This window comes from Bacillus sp. CCNWLW194 (assembly GCF_037120585.1).
GTDB classification, from domain to species: Bacteria; Bacillota; Bacilli; order Bacillales; family Bacillaceae_G; genus Bacillus_A; species Bacillus_A basilensis.
Genome location: NZ_JBBBBL010000002.1, coordinates 134,761 through 156,814 on the forward strand (window position 1 = coordinate 134,761; position 22,054 = coordinate 156,814).

Sequence of the window (22,054 nt, forward strand, 5' to 3'; positions counted from 1 at the left end):
ACTAAATCAACTCGTACATGTTTCCCTTTATTTATCACATACATATCCTATTTTGACCAAGACTATATTGTAAATGAGGTGACAACATGCCCATTACGAATCGATTTTCTACCACCACAAACGGCGCACTCGCTATTACAGGAAATACTTTAGGCTTAAGTAAAATTAGTAATCAAAATCGTGCTGGTACAATCGGGGCAATTGGTGCATTCGCAACTACGAATACCGCTTTACAAGTACCTACTTTTCCTGCTGGGACAACGTTAAACTATACACAAAATAGTTCTACCGCTATTTTAAATATCCCTGCTGGTAGTACGATTCTTTACGCAGAACTCATTTGGGGTGGCAACTACTTATCTCGTGATCAAAACATTACGAATGTTTTAGGAAACCCTGTTTCTTTTACAACACCTGTTTCAACATACTCAATTACTCCTTCTGCTGTTACTGCTTCCAATCAAACATTCGTTTCCGGATCCGTCACATTTGGATTCTATACACGTTCTGCAGATGTAACATCTCTCGTTCAAGCTGGAGGATCTGGCTCTTATACAACCGGCTCTGTCCCTGGACTTGTAGACCCTATAGATGCTTCTAACGGAACAATTAATTCGGCTGGATGGACACTTATCGTCGCTTACCAAAATGGAACATTACCTGCAAGAAACTTAACGATTTATGTAGCAGGTAACCGTGTTTCTGCAGAAACTGGTAGTGCCGATGTATCTGTCTCAGGTTTTTTAACACCTTCAGGGGGACCTGTAAGCGGGAGATTATTTTTAAGTTCTACTGAAGGGGATGCTGATTTAACTGGAGATCAAGCTTTATTTGGACCAAATTTCAGTTCATTAAACGCTTTATCTGGGCCAAATAATGCTATAAATAATTTCTTCGGTTCTCAAGTTAATAATGCTGCTGGAAATTTAGATACAACTGGAACATTTGGAACGCGAAACCAAAGCGCTTCTACAAGTACAAATATATCCGCAGGAAGACAAGGCTGGGACATTACTTCCATTGATATTTCTCCTTATTTAACAAACTCCCAAGTGTCCGCCGCAATCCGTTTAACAACTAACGGAGATGCGTATATGTTAAATACAGTCGGTTTACAAATCAACATAAATTCACCTAATATACAAGCAACGAAAAGCGTAAATAAAAGTGTTGCGGCAATTGGAGACGTTCTCACTTATACAGTTACTATCCCTAACACCGGACTGCTTCCTGCCAATAACGTTATTTTTACAGACATTCTCCCTAACGGTACTTCCTTTATACCTGGCACTGTAACAGTAGATAATGTCCCGCAAACAAACGCAAATCCGGCCGCTGGTATATCTCTCGGAACCATTAATAATGGTGCTTCTCGTACAGTAACTTTCCAAGCAACTGTCGTTTCTCTTCCAAGTCAAAATCCTATCTCTAACACTGCTAATATTACATTTCAATATACACCAATCGCCGGAGGAACAACTTTTAATGGTCTTGCAACAAGCAACTCTGCTGGAACACAAGTTAACCTCGCAGATATTAATGGCACAAAATCAGTTAACAAACTTTTTACCGATATTGGTGAAACGTTAACTTATAGTATCGCCTTAGCTAATATAGGAAATATCGCTGCAACTAACGTTATATATACGGATCCGATTCCTAGCGGGACTACTTTCATTCCGGGGAGTGTAACTGTTAACGGAGTTACTCAGGCTGGAGCAAATCCCGCTACTGGTATATCAATTGGAGCTATTGCTGCTAATTCTACGACTACTGTTTCATTTCAAGTACTCGTTCCTTCTATTCCCCAAACAAATCCAATATTAAATAGTGGAACAACAACATATCAATACATTCCTGTACCAAATCAACCGGCAGTAAGTGGGACTGATACGACCAATATCGTATCTACTCAAGTGAATAACGCTACTGTAACTATGGCAAAAGCAGTAGATAAAAATTTCGCAGATATTGGTGATACACTAACCTACACCGTTTCCTTTACAAGTACAGGTAATACGAATGCGAACAACGTTATTTTTACAGATGCTATTCCTACCGGAACAACTTTTGTCCTTAACAGTTTAACAATAGATGGCACGACACAAGTGGGCGCAAATCCCGCTAACGGCGTGAACATTGGATCCATCCCAACTGGCACAACAAAAAATGTTTCATTTCAAGTAGTTGTAAATACATTACCCGCGCTAAATGTCGTATCTAATGGATCAAGCGCTTCTTATCAGTACACTGTCAATCCAAGCCAATCACCCGTTACAAAAAACATTTCTTCTAATCTCGTTTCCACTCAAATTAACAATGCGAATGTAGCATTAACAAAATCAACAAACAAACAATTTGCCACAATTGGTGAAACGATAAGTTATACAATTCTTATTACAAACAGCGGAAATACAGCTGCAACTAACGTGCAACTAACAGATCCACTGCCAAATGGAACGATTCTAACACCAGGTTCTGTAACACTCAATGGCGTTTTACAAAATGTAGACTCTCTCGTCGCTTTACCTATTGGCACAATTTCTGGTGGAGCTACTTTTACCCTTTCTTTCCAAGTAACAGTCATCAATATTACCGCCCAAAATCCTATCATTAATAATGCTTTCGCCTCTTATCTATATACTGTAAATCCAAGTCTGCCACCAACTTCAAAAACAGCAAATTCTAATTCTGTTACATCAACAATTAGACTAGCAAATCTTCATGCCAATAAATCTGTAAGTCAAACGTTTGCGGAAGTTGGGGATGTATTAACTTATACCTTTTCTCTTACAAACGATGGAAATGTTGCGGCGAACAATGTAGTACTATCTGATTCAATTGCGAATGGTACTGCCTTTGTACCAAACAGTGTTATGATTAACAATGTTACTCAACCAGACGTTACACCAGCTAGCATCAATATCGGTAGTATCACTGCGGGTACTACAATTACAGCTTCATTCGAAGTATTAATAACTAGTATTCCAAACCCAAATCCTATTTCAAATAGTGCTTCTATTTCCTATAACTTTATCGTTGATCCAAACGCTTCACCTGTAAGTAAGAACACAACTTCAACCACTACATTTACTCAAGTAAATGACGCAAATGTTATTTCAGCAAAAACAGTGGATCGAGCATTTGCTACTGTTGGGGATGTATTAACTTATACCATTCTTTTAACGAATGCAGGAAGTGTTACTGCTGATAACCCAACTTTCGTAGATACAAATCCAGATGGAACTACCTTTATTCCAAACACTTTCCTTATTAACGGTGTACTCCAAAATAATGCAGATCCGAACATTGGCGTTCCATTACCTTCCATTCCTGCTAACGGTGAAATTACTGTTTCTTATCAAGTAACTGTCACCTCTTTACCAGACCAAAACCCAACAATAAATTCATCTAGTACACAATATAGCTTTATTCTAAATCCAGGCGATCCACCAACTATAGAAACATCTTTAAGTAACACTGTAAGTACACAAATTAATGTAGCAAATGTAATTATTTTCAAAGATGTAGATTTAACTATCGCCGATGTTAGGCAACCAATCACATATACAATTGCCTTAGCTAACCCTGGAAATACTCCAGCAAATAATATTGTTGTTACTGATATACTCCCTCCCGGTACGACTCTCGTACCAAATAGTATTTTTATAGGTGGTGCTTTACAGCTAGGTGCGGATCCAAGTGTTGGTCTTCAAGTTGGTACGATTCCAGCAGGCGGAATTACAACAATTGTTTTCCAAATTAGTGCAAACAGTTTCCCTTCACCAAATCCAGTTCAAAACAGTGCTGCACTTCAATATAGCTTTATCGCTGATCCAAATTTACCTGCTGTTGTTAGGAACGCTATTAGCAATATCGTAGCTACACAAATTAATACTGCTAATATTGTCGCTACGAAACTAACAAGCACAAATTTTGCTGATGTTGGCGATGTCATAACTTATGCAACGATTTTAACGAATAATGGCAATATCCCTGCCTCTAATGTAACGTTTACAGATATCATTCCAGCTGGTACCATTTTCCTTCCTAATACTGTAACGATTAACGGTGTCCCTATAGCTAATGCAAATCCTGCTAACGGCATTTTAATTGGTACAATTGGAGTGAATTCATCACGTACTGTTGCATTCCAGGTTTTTGTACCAACTATTCCTAGTGCAAATCCGCTTACGAATCAATCGAACACTACATTCCAATACACGTACGATCCATCCAAACCAGTTGTAACGCAGATGGTGGCCTCTAACACTGTACAGACAACTATTAATAATGCAACGATTATCGCTGCAAAATCTGCAGATAAACAGTTTGCTAACGTAAATGATATTATTTCGTACACGACTACTTTAACGAATAATGGGAACACCCTTGCATCAAATATAGTATTTACAGATGCCATTCCAAGCGGGACGTCTTTTATTCCAAATAGTGTAACAGTAAATGGTACTACACTCTCTAATGCAAATCCAGCAAATGGCATAGCAATTGATCCGATAAATCCTAATACAAATACAACAATCTCATTTCAAGTAATCGTAAATTCCATTCCTAGTCCAAATCCAATCCCGAACCAAAGCAATACAACGTACCAATATGTCGTAAATCCTAACTTACCTCCAGCATCCGCCAATACGCTAAGTAACGTAATAACAACTCAAATTAATAACGCTACTATTATCGCTACGAAGTCAGTGAATACACCGACAGCTGCAATTGGAGATATCGTTACTTATACGATTGCCATTACGAACACAGGAAATATCCCTGCTAGTGCTACAGTTTTAACAGATGGACTTGGACCAGGTGCATCCTTCATACCGAATTCCGTTACGATAAATAACGTTTCCCAACCTGGATTAGATCCCTCATTAGGTATTCATTTAGACGATTTTTCACCAGGAGGCACTACTTTCATTACATTCCAAGTGAAAATCCTAGCTATTCCACCTAGTGGAACTTTAACGAATAATGCTCTTGTAAACTACGAATATGCAGTGAATCCAAACCAAACACCAGCTGTTGGTAGTACAATTACGAATACGACGGTTACTCCAATTATTGATGCTACTTTAGTTTTAAATAAAAATGCGAGTACAACTTTCGCTACGATTGGTGATACGATTACATTCACTTCATCTGTTACAAACACAGGAAATACTACTGCAAACAACATTGTTTTTACAGATACAATTCCAAACGGTACTGCCTTTGTCCCAAATAGCTTTAAGATAAATGGTGTAACCATCCCGAATGCAAATCCACAAAACGGTATCAATATTGGTAACTTGAATGCAAACGCATCAGTTACACTCAGCTTTCAAGTAAACATTACAACGCTTCCAAACCCTAATCCAATTCTTAACCAATCATCGCTTCAATATAGCTTTATTGTTGATATAAATGAACCGCCTGTTTCACAAACAGTTCAATCCAATAGAACTTTTACACAAGTAAATACCGCTTCCGTTATCGCAGCAAAAACTGCAAGCAGTGCATTTGCCGCCGTTGGCGATACAATTACGTATACAACTACTCTCACTAATGGCGGAAATACTACCGCAAACACACCTGTTTTTATCGATATATTACCACCTGAACTTTCATTCGTTCCTGATAGTGTACAAATTAATACCATCCCACAACTTGGATTTAGGCCCGATAACGGTGTTCCTTTAGACTCAATTCCAGTTGGAGGAACGACAACAATTAGCTTTCAAGCTATCGTTGGCTCAATACCAGCTACAAATCCAACATTGAACCAATCTAGCACAACATACTCTATCATTGTTGATCCTACCCAGCCGCCGGTGACAGAAACAGCTACAAGTAATCCAACTTTAGTTCAAATTAACGAAGCAATCATTCAAGCAACGAAAAGTGTGGACCGTATCTTTTCTGACGTCGCACCTGGAAATTCATTTTTAACGTATACTGTTTTATTAGAAAATATAGGGAACACGATTGCTACTAATATCATTTTTACAGATCCGATTCCAAATAATACAGTATTTATAGAGGATAGCGTTCGAGTAGGCGGAGTTTTATTACCTGGAGTAAATCCAGCGACCGGGATACCAATTGGGGATATTATTGCAGGAGATTTTATAAACGTTACCTTTCTTGTGCAAGTCGTTAGCATTCCAAATCCGATTTTTACAATCGGACCTGGAGGACCAAACTCACCAGTTGTAAACGACGCTTCTATTGATTATCAATTTATGACAGGACCTAATTTACCACTTGTTTCACGAAATACGACATCTAATTCTGTTTCGACACAAATAAATTCTGGGGAAATTGTGGCAATCAAATCTGTAGATAAAAATTTCGCAACGATTGGCGATACAATTTCTTATACAATTACATTAAGTAACCCGGGAAATGTCACTTCACAAAATATAATTTTCACAGATATTTTACCTGAAGGAACAACATTTATTTCCGGAACTTTGACAAATGATTCTGGTACACAGCAAATTGGAAATCCAGCTAACGGCATTCAGATTGAAAATATAAATCCAAGTGGAACGGCCGTTATTACTCTTAATGTACTTGTTACAAACATTCCAAGTATAAATCCGATTTCTAATTTTAGTTCTGTACAATTTGCACATGTGGTCGATCCTAGCCAACCTGTCGTAACACAAACGAATGTATCTAATACCGTTTCGACAACCATTAATAGCGCAATATTAAATACGACAAAAACTGTTGATAAATCTATCATTTCTGTTGGAGATACGATTACGTATACAACTACTATTACAAATACAGGAAATACAACGGCAACAAATATAACATTTACGAGCGCAATTCCAGCTAGCACTACCTTTATACCAAACTCAGTCACAATAAATGGAGTTCAACAATCTGGTGCACAACCAGCACTTGGAGTAAATATACCAAATATCGCTCCTGGTGAAACAGTAACCGTTACTTTCCAAGTAAATGCTCTTTCTGTTCCCCCTTCAAGCTCGATTATGGGTAACGATACGATTTTATATTCTTATACTGTCGATCCAAACGGAGCTCCTGCGACAACTTCTACTTCAACGAATATTGTTACCAACCCTGTATTAGATGCTATGATTACGATGATTAAATCAGTCGATCAAACGCTTGTAACACTAGGTGATACCATTACCTATACGACAATTTTAACGAATAGTGGTAATACAAACGCTACAGATATTACTTTCACTGACCTTATACCAGATGGAACAACATTTATTACTGATAGCGTTACAATAGATGGCATCACGCAAATTGGTCTTAATCCTAATACAGGTATAACGATTGGATTAATTGCTCCTAACAGCTCAATATCTATAGCATTTCAAGTTACCGCTACTTCGACTCCTGTTCAAAATCCTATCACAAACACTGCTACTGCTTCCTACACATTCATTGCCGATCCAAATGCACCTATTGTTTCAAGAACTGTTACTTCAAACACAGTGTTTACTACAATTAATACCGCTACCATTCTTTCATTAAAACAAGTCGATAAATCCTTTAGTCGTATTGGAGACACACTCACCTATACTGTCGCTTTAACAAACAATGGAAATTCATCCGCACAAAATGTTATATTCACCGATACTGTGCCGAGCGGAACTACATTTATTGCAAACACGTTTTCTATTAATGGAATTCTTCAAAGTGGTGCAAATCCTGTGAACGGTGTAAATATCGGATCTATAACAGCTGGGACTACAGTAAATGTTTCATTCCAAGTTACTGTAACGTCATTACCAACCGAAAACCCAATTGTAAATTTCTCATCGACATCATATCAATTAGTCTCACCACCTGATGCAGAAACTTCAATTAGTAATCCTGTTTCAACACAAATTAAAGAAGCAATACTATCCATGACAAAAAATGAAAGTATCTCTTTTGCAGATATCGGGCAAACTGCTTTTTACACTACTTCTATTTCAAATATAGGGAATACAGATGCAGCCAACATTGTATTCATAGATGTATTACCAAGTGGAATCATTTTTGTTCCTAACACATTAACGGTCGATGGTATTTTACAACCTGACGCGAATCCGAATACAGGTGTATTACTTGCAACACTTCCACCAAATGAAATATATAGTATCGTCTTTCAAGTTACAGTGAACAGCATTCCCCCTATTAATCCAGCACCGAATACAGCATCAACGACATATGAGTTTACTGTTGATCCTGTTAACCCTCCCGTATCAAGTGCGGCTACTTCCAACACTACGCTTCTTCAAATAAACAACGCAAATATTATAAGTACAAAAACAGCAAATCTTACTTTTGCGGATGTTGGTAATACAATAACATTTACACTTAACCTCCCGAATACAGGGAATGTGGCTGCAACTGATGTTGCCGTTATCGATATACTTGATAGCAATTTAACTTTTGTTCCAAACAGTTTCACAGTTAATGGGCAAACCATTCCAAATGCTGATTTATCTACTGGTGTAAATATCGGTTCAATTAACGGTGGTACTGCGGCAATTGTCACATTCCAAGCTACCGTTACAACCCTCCCAATCAACAACCCTATTTCTAATTCAGCTCTTACCACTTATCGTTATATTGTTGATCCAGACCAGCCACCTATTACAACTTCCAATCAATCTAATACAACGACAACACAAATTAATAGTGCTATTCTTACTGCACAAAAAAGCACAAATGTATCTACGGTAGATATCGGGCAAGATATTGTCTACTCCGTTACAATTACAAATAGCGGAAATGTTAGTGCAACGAATGTTATTTTTACCGACGTTATTCCAGCCGGAACTTCCTTTGAAACAAATAGCTTTACACTTAATGGAACTATTATCGAAAATGCAAACATCATTACAGGCGTCCCAATTGGTGATATCGCGCCAAACGAATCTGCCATTGTAGAATTTCATATTACTTCAAATGAAATCCCGGCTATTAATCCAATTACCAATCAAGCTAGCGTTAGCTTTCAACATATCGTCAATCCAGCTAATCCTCCTGTTTCAAAAAACATTACTTCTAATAGCGTTATAACAAAAATTGAAAGTGCTATTTTAAACACGATTAAAATAGGAGATAAAGCATTTGCAACGATTGGTGATACAATTACGTATACAACGACTATTACAAATACAGGAAATATTCCAGCTAACAACGTTGTTTTCTCAGATCCTTTACCATCATGGACACAATTTGTTGCAGGATCAGTTGTTGTTGATGGCACTCCGTTACTATCAGCTTCTATCATTGACGGTGTTGGTATAAATACAATTAGCCCAAATCAAACTGTAACAATCATATTCCAAGTTCAAATCGTAAGCAATCCAACAACATTCACTCCTGAACTCCAAAACTTAGGTTTTGTTAACTTCCAATATAACGTAGGCAATACATTACAGGCTCAACCTGGCAATGTGGAAACGAACGTCTTCGTTACTTCTATTAATTCAGCAATACTTTCAGCTGTAAAAACTGCTAGTACAGCCTTTGCGAATATTGGAGACACGATCACTTATACAGTTTTAATTCAAAATAGCGGCAATACGAACGCTACGAATGTAAATTTCTCAGACCTAATTCCAGCAGGAACGACCTTTATTGAAAATAGTTTTGCTGTAAATGGAAGTACCATTCCAGGTGCAAGTCCAAATAACGGAGTTAATATCGGAACCGTTAGTACGAACAGTACCTTAACCGTTACTTTCCAAGTCATAGTTACATCTACTCCGCCTTCAAACCCAATTACAAACGTTGCATCTATTCAATTCGCATTCATCGTTGATCCGGCAGCTCCTCCTGTTACAGGCACAGTAACTTCTAATAGTGCTTCTACACAAATTAATAACGCTACTGTTACAACGCTTTTAGAAGCAAATCGAACAATCGTATCTATTGGAGATATAATTACGTACACTGCAACATTAACAAACACTGGAAACTTCCCTGCAAACTCGGTATTACTCATTAACGGCGTTCCTGAAGGGGCATTATTTTTTCCAAATAGTGTCACGCTTAACGGGATTTCACTTCCAGATGCAAGTCCAACTCTCGGTATTCCAGTTGGTATTATCGCACCAGGTGATTCTGCTACGATTACGTTCCAATTTCTTGCAAGCTCTATTCCAACGCAAGGAGCAATTATAAATCAAGCACTTACAAGTTACACATATATTGTCGATCCAAGTCAACCTCCAGTTACAGCAACATCTTCATCTAATACAGTTACTACAGCTGTCGTTGATGCATCACTATCTGTAATTAAAAACACAGATTCCCTCGTACAATCTACAGACGGTACAATCACTTACACTGTAGTCGTTCAAAACAACGGTAATACAGCTGCAAATACAGTTACTTTAACAGATTTGGTCCCAGAAGGAACTGCATTTATTCCGAATAGCGTGACTATTAATAGCGTCTCAATTCCAGGCGCCGATCCAAACGTAGGAATACCCTTAAACTCCATCGCGCCGTCAGAAATCGTCACCGTCACATTCCAAGTTATCGTTCAATCTATTCCAAGCGTGAATCCAATTTCTAATATAGCCCGTATTGACTATACTTTTATCGCCGATCCAACTGCTCCTATCGTCTCTCGAACAATTACTTCGAATCCAGCTTTCACACAAATTTCAGATGCGAATGTTCTTTCTTTAAAAGCCATCAATACACAACAAGCAACAACTGGCGACATTTTAACCTACACGATAACACTAGAAAATACCGGAAATATTCCAGCTACAACTCTCATATTTTCAGATACTATTCCAGAAGGGACTACATTCGTAGAAAATAGTTTTACACTTAACGGAACAGCTATACTGGGTGCAAATCCAAATGTAGGTGTTACTTTGCCTAACCTAGCAGAAAACACTACTCACCTTATTGCGTTCCAAATTCTTATTAACGATCCATTCTCGCAAGAATCGATTACAAATCAATCTAATACAACATATACAATTCAACCAGACCCAGGGCAACCGCCTATTACGGAAACATCTACAAGTAATATTGTCATTACAAATTTCGTGCAAGCACAATTGACAATTACAAAAACGTCCAATCCAATAACTGTAAATATTGGTGGAACTATACTTTATATTTCTGAAGTGAAAAATAGCGGCAATGTTGACGCAATAAATATTATTTTTACAGATTCGATTCCAGCTGGGACTACATTCGTTCCCGACAGTGTCACAATTAACGGTGTACTTCAGCCTGATGCAAATCCAGAAAACGGAATACCAATTGGAACGATTCCATCAAACAGTTCCAAAACAATACTATTTCAAGTACAAACAAATAATCCACCTACTGAAACCGAAATTGTAAATCAATCTTCAGCAACTTACCAATATGTAAGTATTCCTACCGCTCCACCAGTGAATCGCTCTGCAAATTCTAACATTGTTACAACATCACTTCAAAATGCAAATATTATTTCTGCTAAAAGCGCAGATGTAACTTTCGTATCCATCGGACAATTTATTACCTACACAAATACACTACAAAATGTAGGAACTGTTCCAGCTAACAATACGGTGTTCATTGACAACATTCCAGAAGGGACTATATTCATTGAAGATAGCTTATCAATAAATAATGTCATTCAGCCTGGCGCGAATCCCGAAAACGGAGTAACTCTCGGCACGATACAACCAAATGAAACAGTCACTATTTCATTCCAAGTACAACTTATAAGTATACCTCCAGGTAATACAGTCATTAACATTTCAGACACTTCGTATGAATACCAAATTGACCCTAGTTCCCCTATTATTCAGCGTAGATCATTATCAAATGCAGTAAATATTGAAGTACGGACGGCAAATGTTAGTGCAATTAAATCTGCTAACAGATCTATTACACGCATCGGTCAAATCATCACATATACAGTCGCAGTTACAAATGCTGGTACAGTACCTATTACAGATACTCTCCTAATTGACGCAATCGCTGCTGGCACCACATTCGTTCCAAATAGCATTCTTGTAGATGGCATACCAAGACCTAACGAAAATCCAATTACCGGAATCACCCTAGATATTATCCTTCCAAACAATACGATTATCGTTACGTTCCAAGTAAATGTAGTCTCTACACCTTCTCAAAATAACATTAATAATATCGCCGTCATTCACTATGAGTATCAACCAGACCCAAGCTTACCACCAATTTCAGAAACGACCTCTTCCAATACTACAAATATACAATTTATTGATGTTATTCTTATCGCTACAAAATCCGCTAATACAGTATTAGCTAATATTGATGAAACCATTGAATATACAGTACTCATTCAAAATAACGGATCCACTACAACTAACTCCATCTTTTTTACAGATACGATAGAAGATGGAACAGTCTTTATTCCAGGAAGTGTAATAGTTAACAACACTGTACTTCCTGCAGCAGATCCAAATATCGGTTTTTCTATTCCTAATATTGCGTCAAGTCAAGCGACTACAATAACATTTCAAGTTTCCGTTACGAATTTACCTGCTGTCAATCCAACACCTAATACTGCAAACATCGTCTACGACTTTATTTTCAATCCTGACTTTGCACCAATTCAAAAATCTACTACTTCCAATACTACTTTCGTTCAAATTAATGATGCTGATATCGTTTCACTGAAAACTGTTGATTTGACTTCTGTAACAATCGGTGACATTTTAACTTATACAACAACTTTAACGAATACAGGGAATACTGATGCTACTGCTGTTGTATTTACAGACAATATCCCTGATGGAACAACCTTTATAGACGGTAGCGTTTTAGTAAATAACATTCCGCAGCTTAATGCCAATCCAAGTAATGGTATACTTGTAGGAACGATTGCTCCTAACGTTACGATCCCAGTCACATTTTCCGTTACTGTGGTAGCTCTTCCAGCTAGCGGCCATGTTCAAAATCAAGCAACTTCTCGTTATACAATAAATGATGAAGAACAAATATCAACTAGTAATATTACCTTCACTGAAGTTATTTCTGCAAATGTAATTGCAACAAAAACAACGCCTATCCAATATGCTGACCTACAAACTATCATCCCTTATACAATTTCCATCACAAACAATGGGAATATACAAGTGGAAAACATTATCGTTACAGATATCATCCCAGCAAATACGGGCTTTATAGAGAATAGTGTTATTGTGAATGGAAACGCTCGTCCAAATGACGATCCACTTAGCGGTATACCAATTGATAACATTCCGCCTAATACGACAGCCACTATTCTATTCCAAGTACGGGTTACTTTGATTCCGCAAACAAATCCAATCTCTAACACGAGCACAATTGAATACCAATACACGGTACCAGATCAACCACCTATTACCGAAACTATTATTTCATCAGCTGCTTTAACAGAAATTAATCATGCGAATTTGAATAGTAATAAAGCTGTTGACCTTGCATTTGCAACGGTCGGTGATACGTTAACGTATACGATTACACTTAATCAAACTGGTAATGTTGCAGCAAATGATGTAATCATTCAAGATATTATTCCTCAAGGTACTACGTTTATAGAAAATAGCGTTATTGTAAACGGAGAAACTCTTCCTGGAGTGAATCCAGTAAGCGGCATACCAATTGGTACTATAATTGTAGGTGGAGACGCTATCGCTTCATTCCAAGTAACTGTGACTTCTATTCCAATACAAAACGAACTCAACAACCAAGCAATCACTACTTTTAAATATATAGTCAACCCAAATAATGTACCTGTTACAAATACGACTACAACAAATACAGTCACAACAACCGTCCAAAATGATAATGTCATTGCCATAAAAGCTGTTGATTTCACGAGTGCCTTACCTGGTCAAACTTTAACGTACACCATTACTATTACTAATAGTGGTAATATCACTATTGAAGATCTTCTTCTAGTAGACACGGCACCTGTAGATACGACATTCGTTATTGGTAGTGTTACGATTAACGGAATCAATCAGCCTAATGCGAATCCTGAAAATGGTATTACGTTAGGAACTCTTGCTCCAAATGAATCTGTTATTATTACATTCCAAGTGACAATATCTTCTTCTACTCTTCAATCTACAATCAATAACGATGCTACTATTTCCTATACGCCTATTATCGGTCCAATCGAACCACCTATTACGATTACAAGACAAATAAATACCGTTACAAAGCAAACAAATACTGTTACAACGACAGTAGTTGATCCGATGGTTAGTATTGAAAAAACAGCCGATAAATCTATCATAGCGACAGGAGATACCATAACTTTCACATTAGAAGTGATAAATCATTCACCAATTCCTACAATCAGTACTTCCGTCCTAGATATAATTCCAGCTGGTACAACATTTATAGAAAATAGCGTAACAATTAACGGGACTCCGGTTCCAAATATCCGGCCAGACACTGGTATTAATATTGGCGCTTTACCTGCAGATACAGTAGCAACGATAACATTTAAAGTTCTCGTCACTTCTATTCCTTCAAACAGTACAATTATAAATTCTGCAACAGTTACTGCTGCTTTCCAATTGACACCACAGGATCCAATTATTACTTTTATTGTTAATTCAAATATTGTTCGTATACCAGTTCAATTTGTTACTGCAACAGTCACGAAAAACGCTTCTGTCAGCTCGGCTTATTTAAACCAATATTTTGATTATACAGTGCGTATTACGAATACTTCTGCTATTTCACTTTCAAATGTTTCTTTACAAGATACTATTCCAGCAGGCTTACAATTTATGAACGGCACTGTCTCCATTAATGGGGAACGTTCTCCACTAGCAAATCCAAATATCGGTTTCCTAGTCGCTACTAATTTGGAACCAAACGAAACTATTATTGTGTTATTCACAGTACAAGTGATAAGTCCACCTGTTAATAGTGAGTTTAAAAATACGACCAATATTTCGTTACAACTTCAAGTTTCACCTATTGACCCACCAATTACAGTAACCGTCACAAGTAACGAAAATATTGTCACCTTTGTTCCAGAAAATCCAGATGAAACACTTCCAAATTTTAATTGCTTCTTTGACGGTGAACGCTTCATACGCATTACTCCTGGAAATGTACGAAATTACCTTTGGACTTGGATTTGGTGGAGTTAAATGAAACAAAAAAGAGATTGTAGTTTGGTTTCAACCAAACTACAATCTCTTTTTCATTACCTTTATCGCACTACGTTGTAACTCGTCCAATGATATACAATTAAGCATCATCTCAAGTTATTTTCGTCGTAACAAGTTGGCCAGCCTCATTTATAGTGACTTTCCATTTCGCTCCACTAGCAGTCTTCATAACGATACCTTTACTTGCTTCTATTTCAATATCTCCAAACATTCTTCCGCCAGTTGTTGCTAACCAAGCATTCCCATTTTCCATAGAAGACCTTGCAAACATACGATTAATCCGAAAACGCTTATGGTCTTGAGAATAACCACTCAATGTAATTCTAACTTTATATAACTGACTCGCTTTCATATTCGATATAATTGTATCACCTACATTTAAAGGAACATCCGATGCAACAACCCAATTTCCAGTTGCACTTAATGCATATTCAATTTTGATTTTCTTCGGACTCTCTCCCCATCCAAAATACATTCCAAAACAATTCAACATTTTGATTGGATTCTTCGTAAAATCTAGTTCAATGACAACTGGATTACTATCAGGAACATCAATATAGTTTACACTTTGTTCATCTATTAAATTAAAACAATTTGCGAGGTTTCCCCCGTATGGTACTTTCCCACTTACTTGCTTAATCGTATACTTCTGCTGAGCATTTACTAAAATATCATCTTGATTCCCTATTAAATGTGGTTTATTTAACGTAATCGGTAACTGAATTCGAAGAGATTCTTCATAGGTAGACTTGCAAACATTGTATTGCCCTTTATCTACAATAGTTGTAGAAAGTAAATTTGAAAAAAGATAGTTACGATGCGAATTAGAAGAAAATTCAATGACAATCTGTTCACTACTCATCCGGTACGTATCCCAAATCATACAATCAAATGTATTATAGGCACCCGTACAACGAATGACTTTTTTCGTTTGCTGTCTACATTGCACTTGAATATCATGAAACGTATTGCCTGAACTTTCATTTGGTAAATCACTGTTTCCATCAACTTCTATCCCATACTGACATCCATCAATAAATATAGATTGAAATACATTTGCGTTAATCCAGCAAGGTGTATTTATATCATCTATATATTCTGTCTTCAAATGTATTGCAGTTTGAAAGTTTTTAATTTGAATAAAGTTAACTTGAAAGAAACTAATATAATCCCATGCTTTTTGACAATAAAAGTATATAGCCTTACCTTTATAGGACGACGTTGTATTTATTATATTTATATTAGATATAAGAGAGTGATTAGGAACTTCTATTTGTTGTGAACCGGAAACATAAATAACAGCAGATTGAAACACTGGATTTATAACTTGAACTGTACCACCTGTTATAGACGCATTTTGTTGCAGTTCAAACGCATTAAAATCCCCATCAATTTGCAGCGTAACAGTAGGATCTAACTCTAATCTTACGTTTGATTTAATAACAATCGGCTTTACAATTTTGTACGTATTTACCCCTGTAATTCTAACCGTCGAAATTCGATTCGCTACACAATAATTTATAGCTTGCTGAATTGCTAATGAACTATCATTTCCCGAGTTCGGAACTGCACCAAAACAATCAATATGAACACTATTTTCTGGTGCACAATCTCCTTGTGATAAAATATACTCTGACAAAACAAATTCACTCCTCATATTACCTTTTTCATATAATATGTGAGTTGTCCCTTAAAAGTTTCTATAATAAAAAAAACAAACGACTTCTACCGTCATTTGTTTAATTCATATATATCTTTCGTTTCTTCTATCATTTTAGTTAATGAGAAATACCTCTCTGCTTTCTCTCTTGCTTTCAACCTAATATCATTCACCTTTTCTTCATTCCCTTGTAGTTCCTCAAGCGCACTTGCAAATTCAGATTCGCAATATTCATGTATCAAAACACCTGATTTCCCATTTATTACCGCTTCATTTATCCCGCCAACATCTATTGAAACAATCGGTGTTCCTGTAGCCATTGCTTCAATTACTACCATTGGAAACACTTCACGAAAAGATAATAAAAGTAAGGCATCCATATTTCCTATAAATCCGTGCGGATCGGAAATATTCCCCAACATCTTTACACTTTGCTGCAATCCATATTTTTCTATTTCTTTCATAATAGATTCTTTCTCTGGTCCATCACCAGCAATATAAAACTTAAAATCATTTCTCTCTTTCAACACATTTGCAATTTTTACAAATAGTTGATGGTTTTTCTCTTTGGATAATCTAGCTAATATCCCTACATTATAAGTAGATTCTTTCTTTTTCTGCTGGAATAAAAACTTTTCTATATCCACACCATTATAAATTGTCTTTATTTTCTCTTCAGCTACATACATTGAAATTAAGTTATTTTTTTCAAACTCACTTACTGTAATAATATTGTTCACATATTTATTCATGAAATAACGAAAAAGAGTTGGCATTTTCTTTTCTAATATCGTTACATTATGTTTCGTATAAACGACTTTTATCTTTCTTCTCACAGACTTTTGAAGTAGAAAAGCATATAATACCATTCGCAAACTATTTGCATGAATAAGTTCTATCTTTCTTTTACAAATTTCTTTTCGTAAGTAATGAATATTTCTCAAATGATTCCATCGGCTAAGTAACATGAAATTTTCTTTTTTAGTAAGAGATTCATATAGTTCTCCATCACCTGCAGCTGTATAAACCGTAAAGTTCTCATAGCGTAAATTGCTTTCCAATTTACAGAAATAACTCTCGGCTCCACCAGTTATTAATTTATCTGTCATCAACAGTATATTCATATTTGCGTCTTCCCAACTACATTGATTTTATTTTTTCTATAGGCATGATAAGCATACTTACTAAAATAAAAAAAGGTTTGAAATGAATTAAGTGGTTTTTGTTTTCTTAATAAATTCCAATATCGGAAAGCCGCTCTTATTTTATTTCTCGAAACAGAATTTTCAACAATCCTATATTTTGCTAATACTTGTTGTATCCCCCTTGCTTCATATCCTTCACTTAACAAGTTCAACCATAATGCAGTATCTTCAGGTTGCATACTAGGCATTTCAATATAAGAAATTTTCTCCCTATCAAGCATTACTGTTAAACAGCCGATAATTGTATTTCCCGCTAAATAATGATAATCCATAAATTCTGGTACATTCACTTCTCGATTTAGTTCATTACTGTTTTCATCTATTAAACTATACGATGTATACGAAAAGTCCACATCCATTTCTTCCATAAATAACAACTGCGTCTTCAATTTATGTGGCAACCATATATCATCGCTATCTAAAAAAGCAATATACCTTCCTCTCGCCTCTTCAATCGCTAAATTCCGAGCTTTCGCAGCACCAACATTTTCTTTTAATGATAATATCCTAATACGCGAGTCCCCTTCTATTATCTCTTTAATTTTTGTAGCAGATTGGTCAGTTGAAGCGTCATCAACGATAATCATTTCCCAATTTTCATATGATTGATTCTGTACAGATAAAATCGTCTCACCTATAAATCGTATACTATTATAAGAAGGTGTTATTATGGAGACATGAGGCGTCTTATTATGCGCTAATAGACATTTTACCATCTATCTTTCCCCTTCCTTCATATATTGAAATGTACTTCATAACAATTGCTAAAAATAAAAAGAACGCTTCGTTAATAATGAGTGACAATGACATCATCTGAAATAAAAATGCAATCATAGTTAATAAAAGATACGGTTTTTCGCGGAACAAAGTATACTGCGTTAACTTGGACATTAATATGATTAAAAACGCGCTATATAAAAGAAAACCAATTGTACCTGATTCAGACAAAATTTCTAAAAATGTATTGTGCACATATAATTTTTCATTAAATTGAAACTCATAATAATTCGAAAAATTAAACGCACCGATTCCGATATATGGATTGGATACATAATATTTAAAAGCAGCTTCCCATAATGTAAATCTGCCACTTCCATTATCGTGCGAAAAATCAGAAATTCTTTTATTCAATATGTCATCCAATTGACCACCCATTACACTATTCGATAAACTAAAAATTACTACACTAAACAATAGTAAACTCACCATTATTTTTATTTTTTTTGCAAAACTAGATGTACATACATATACAAAAACGACAAGCACAAGTGCTAATATACCTCCTCTTGAAAAAGTTAATAAACTCGTCGTAACACATAAAATCAATCCTATAATGTTCGTCATATTATGTAAATTTGTCATATAATACATAAAAAATATTGTATTATAAAAAATAAAAATGTTAGGATCATCTAGCAATCCAATTAATCTTGGATATCCTCTATCAACTAATAGTCCAGCAAAAATTTCTCTCTCTTCTCCACCGTATAATCCAAAGTGCTGTAAACCGACTATATAAAGTATTAGGCTTACAATATTAAATAATAATCCAACATAGACAATAGATGATTCAAGTGTTGCTATTTCAACATTTCCTAATAAATTTCTCATTATAAAATAGCACCCTAAAACAAGTAGCACGCCAAAAATCATACGAATACTAGCATTTAAATATATAGAAAGAATTCCACTCAAACAATAGATGAAATAAAATAGTAAAAATACAACTTCATGAAAATATAGCTTTTGAATATGAAAGTTTTTAATTGTTAAACAAAAATATATGACTAAAAAAATCATATATATCTTCAACGAAAATCCAATATATATGTTGTATTTACTTAACATAACAAATAATATTAGAAGCATAATCCATTTCATCGATATTTTCATATTATTTTCCATAGGCTATATCCCCTGTTTCGTAATATAATCCTTTTTGCGTGTTTTTCTTATAAATGACAGAAGAAGTTTTTTCAGCTCATAATCATATAGGAATATACCAACTACTACGATTAACGTATTAAGAATGAGCGCAATTAAATGATATGTATGCAATATATATTGCACTCCAATAAAAGTTACGCCAAAATAAATTGTATAAGGTATGACAATTTGGAATACAATTTTTTTCTTCACTACACTTACCGCTATATACCCAACTAGAGCCACAATTTCAAATAAAACCATAGCATAAGCTGCTCCTATCACTCCACCAATACTACTAAAGCTATAAAGCATAACCCCACCTATCACTAACGCTATACATTGCACAACAGTTCTTTTATTTTGACGTCCACTCGTTGTTAAGCCGTCAGCTATAGCAATATTTAAACTTTGCAGCACAATGAGAAATGATAATATTTGGAGTGGCTCTACTGCATCACTCCACTCCTCATGAAAAAATATAGAAATAAAGTATGGCGCTAAATAATATAAACCTATCGTCATACATATTCCCACAATCCCCATTGCTTTTATTTGAAGTAAGTTTAATTTCGTATGCTCTTCTAAATTATTCTGGTTATAATGCTTAAAGAGCACTGGAAAAAATGCACCTGCAATCACCCCTGGTACTTGATATAAAGCTGCTGGCATCCGGTACGCCACTGCAAAAACACCGATCATACTTAATGGCAATGTATAGTTGAGCAAGATAGGCGCTAATTGTGGCGTACTCATTATTAAAAAACCGCTAATAATAAACGGAGTTAATTGCCAAAATAATGCTTTATGAATTACGACCTTCATATTCATACTCGTCTTTTTTCTCATGATATATATGCTGAATACACCACCAATCATATAACCAAAAGCATATAAACGAGCTGTTACATACACCGATAACTCTCCGAAAATACAAAAACATGTAATTATGATAACAACTGACGCTGATACAACTTTAATAAGTGCTATATACTTCATACGTTCCGTCAGTTGAAAATAGGCAATCCCTATATTTTGCCAAGTTAATCCTATTAACATAAAAAACATTACGTTTATCATCATATAAATTAAATTTCTATCCGCATACATATAATGAACAGCAATATAACCGATTATGGAAATGAAAATAAGTAGAATCATCCTTATTTTTATATACGACGATAAAATTGTCTCTAAGTCTACGCCATCTTTTGCTCCTTCTCGAAGAAACGTATTCGTAAGTCCTAAATCTGTAAAAAATAACATAACAAACGTCACTGCTATGGCAACACTAAACATTCCATAATGTTGTGCATTAAAAAAATTTGCTAAAGCAATTAAACTCACAGCCTGAAGCAGATTAGCTAAAATCGTGCTATAAAATAGATGAATAATATTATTTAGAATAGATCTACCCATACCAGTTCTCCTTTGCGAGCAACCTACTTACATATTATTTATCTTGCACCGTTACCGTTCAATACAATTAAAACAGTTTTACATAAAATACGAATGTCCATCCGAATCGTTTTCATTTCAATATACTCCATGTCCAATTTCAATTTTTCTTTCGGATCAAGATTATACCCTCCATTTATTTGTGCCCATCCTGTTAACCCTGGCTTCACGATTAAACGATCCTTGAATTCTGGAATATACGTATCAAATTGTTTATAAAAATACGCTCTCTCTGGTCTAGGTCCAACAAAGGACATATCACCTTTTAAAATATTTAAAAGTTGCGGTAACTCATCAATTCTCGTTTTTCTTATAAATGATCCAACTTTAGTAATTCTTGGATCATTTTCATTTGCCCATTGCGGTCCATTTATTTCAGCATCTTTTACCATCGATCTTAATTTAAATACATTAAATTTCCTCCCGTTTATCCCTAAACGTTCTTGAAAATAGATTGGAGCTCCTGCTGTTTCGAAAGCAATCATAATACAAAAGAACAACATAATTGGTATCGTTACTAGTAACAATATGAGTGAAAATATAATATCAAACAAGCGCTTTATACTTCGATTCAACATACTGGTCTTTGCTTGAGCTGGAATCGTATACAACTTGGCTTGGTTTGTTTCACGAATCATAGATCG

7 protein-coding genes are annotated in these 22,054 nt (G+C 35.6%); 1 reads left to right on the forward strand and 6 read right to left on the reverse strand.

Annotated features, from left to right (window positions below):
* Positions 1–86: 86 nt before the first annotated feature.
* Positions 87–15,140: a DUF11 domain-containing protein gene (locus V7S50_RS04090; RefSeq protein WP_242251246.1), complete on the forward strand. Its 15,054-nt coding sequence runs from the start codon at positions 87–89 to the stop codon at positions 15,138–15,140.
* A gap of 112 nt (positions 15,141–15,252) precedes the next feature.
* Here the strand turns inward: V7S50_RS04090 and V7S50_RS04095 are convergent, their stop codons facing one another.
* The 6 genes from V7S50_RS04095 to V7S50_RS04120 form a co-directional block, all read right to left on the reverse strand.
* Positions 15,253–16,800 (reverse strand): hypothetical protein, encoded by a 1,548-nt coding sequence (locus V7S50_RS04095; protein WP_142332834.1) that lies wholly within the window; start codon positions 16,798–16,800, stop codon positions 15,253–15,255.
* A gap of 92 nt (positions 16,801–16,892) precedes the next feature.
* Positions 16,893–17,945: a glycosyltransferase family 4 protein gene (locus tag V7S50_RS04100; RefSeq protein ID WP_242251245.1), complete on the reverse strand. Its 1,053-nt coding sequence runs from the start codon at positions 17,943–17,945 to the stop codon at positions 16,893–16,895.
* Positions 17,942–18,742, reverse strand: a complete 801-nt coding sequence (locus tag V7S50_RS04105; protein ID WP_242251244.1) for a glycosyltransferase family 2 protein — start codon at positions 18,740–18,742, stop codon at positions 17,942–17,944. Before V7S50_RS04105 ends, V7S50_RS04100 begins: the two co-directional genes overlap by 4 nt.
* The gene (locus V7S50_RS04110; protein ID WP_242251242.1) at positions 18,717–19,931 is read right to left on the reverse strand and encodes an O-antigen ligase family protein; all 1,215 of its coding nucleotides are present in this window, start codon (positions 19,929–19,931) and stop codon (positions 18,717–18,719) included. The genes V7S50_RS04105 and V7S50_RS04110 overlap by 26 nt, the downstream gene beginning before the upstream one ends.
* 3 nt (positions 19,932–19,934) lie before the next feature.
* Entirely contained in the window at positions 19,935–21,371 is a 1,437-nt protein-coding gene (locus tag V7S50_RS04115) for an oligosaccharide flippase family protein (protein WP_242251240.1), read from the reverse strand.
* Positions 21,372–21,409: 38 nt separating this feature from the next.
* On the reverse strand, positions 21,410–22,048 hold the full coding sequence (locus V7S50_RS04120) for a sugar transferase (RefSeq protein ID WP_098556792.1): 639 nt from the start codon (positions 22,046–22,048) through the stop codon (positions 21,410–21,412).
* Positions 22,049–22,054 lie beyond the last annotated feature (6 nt).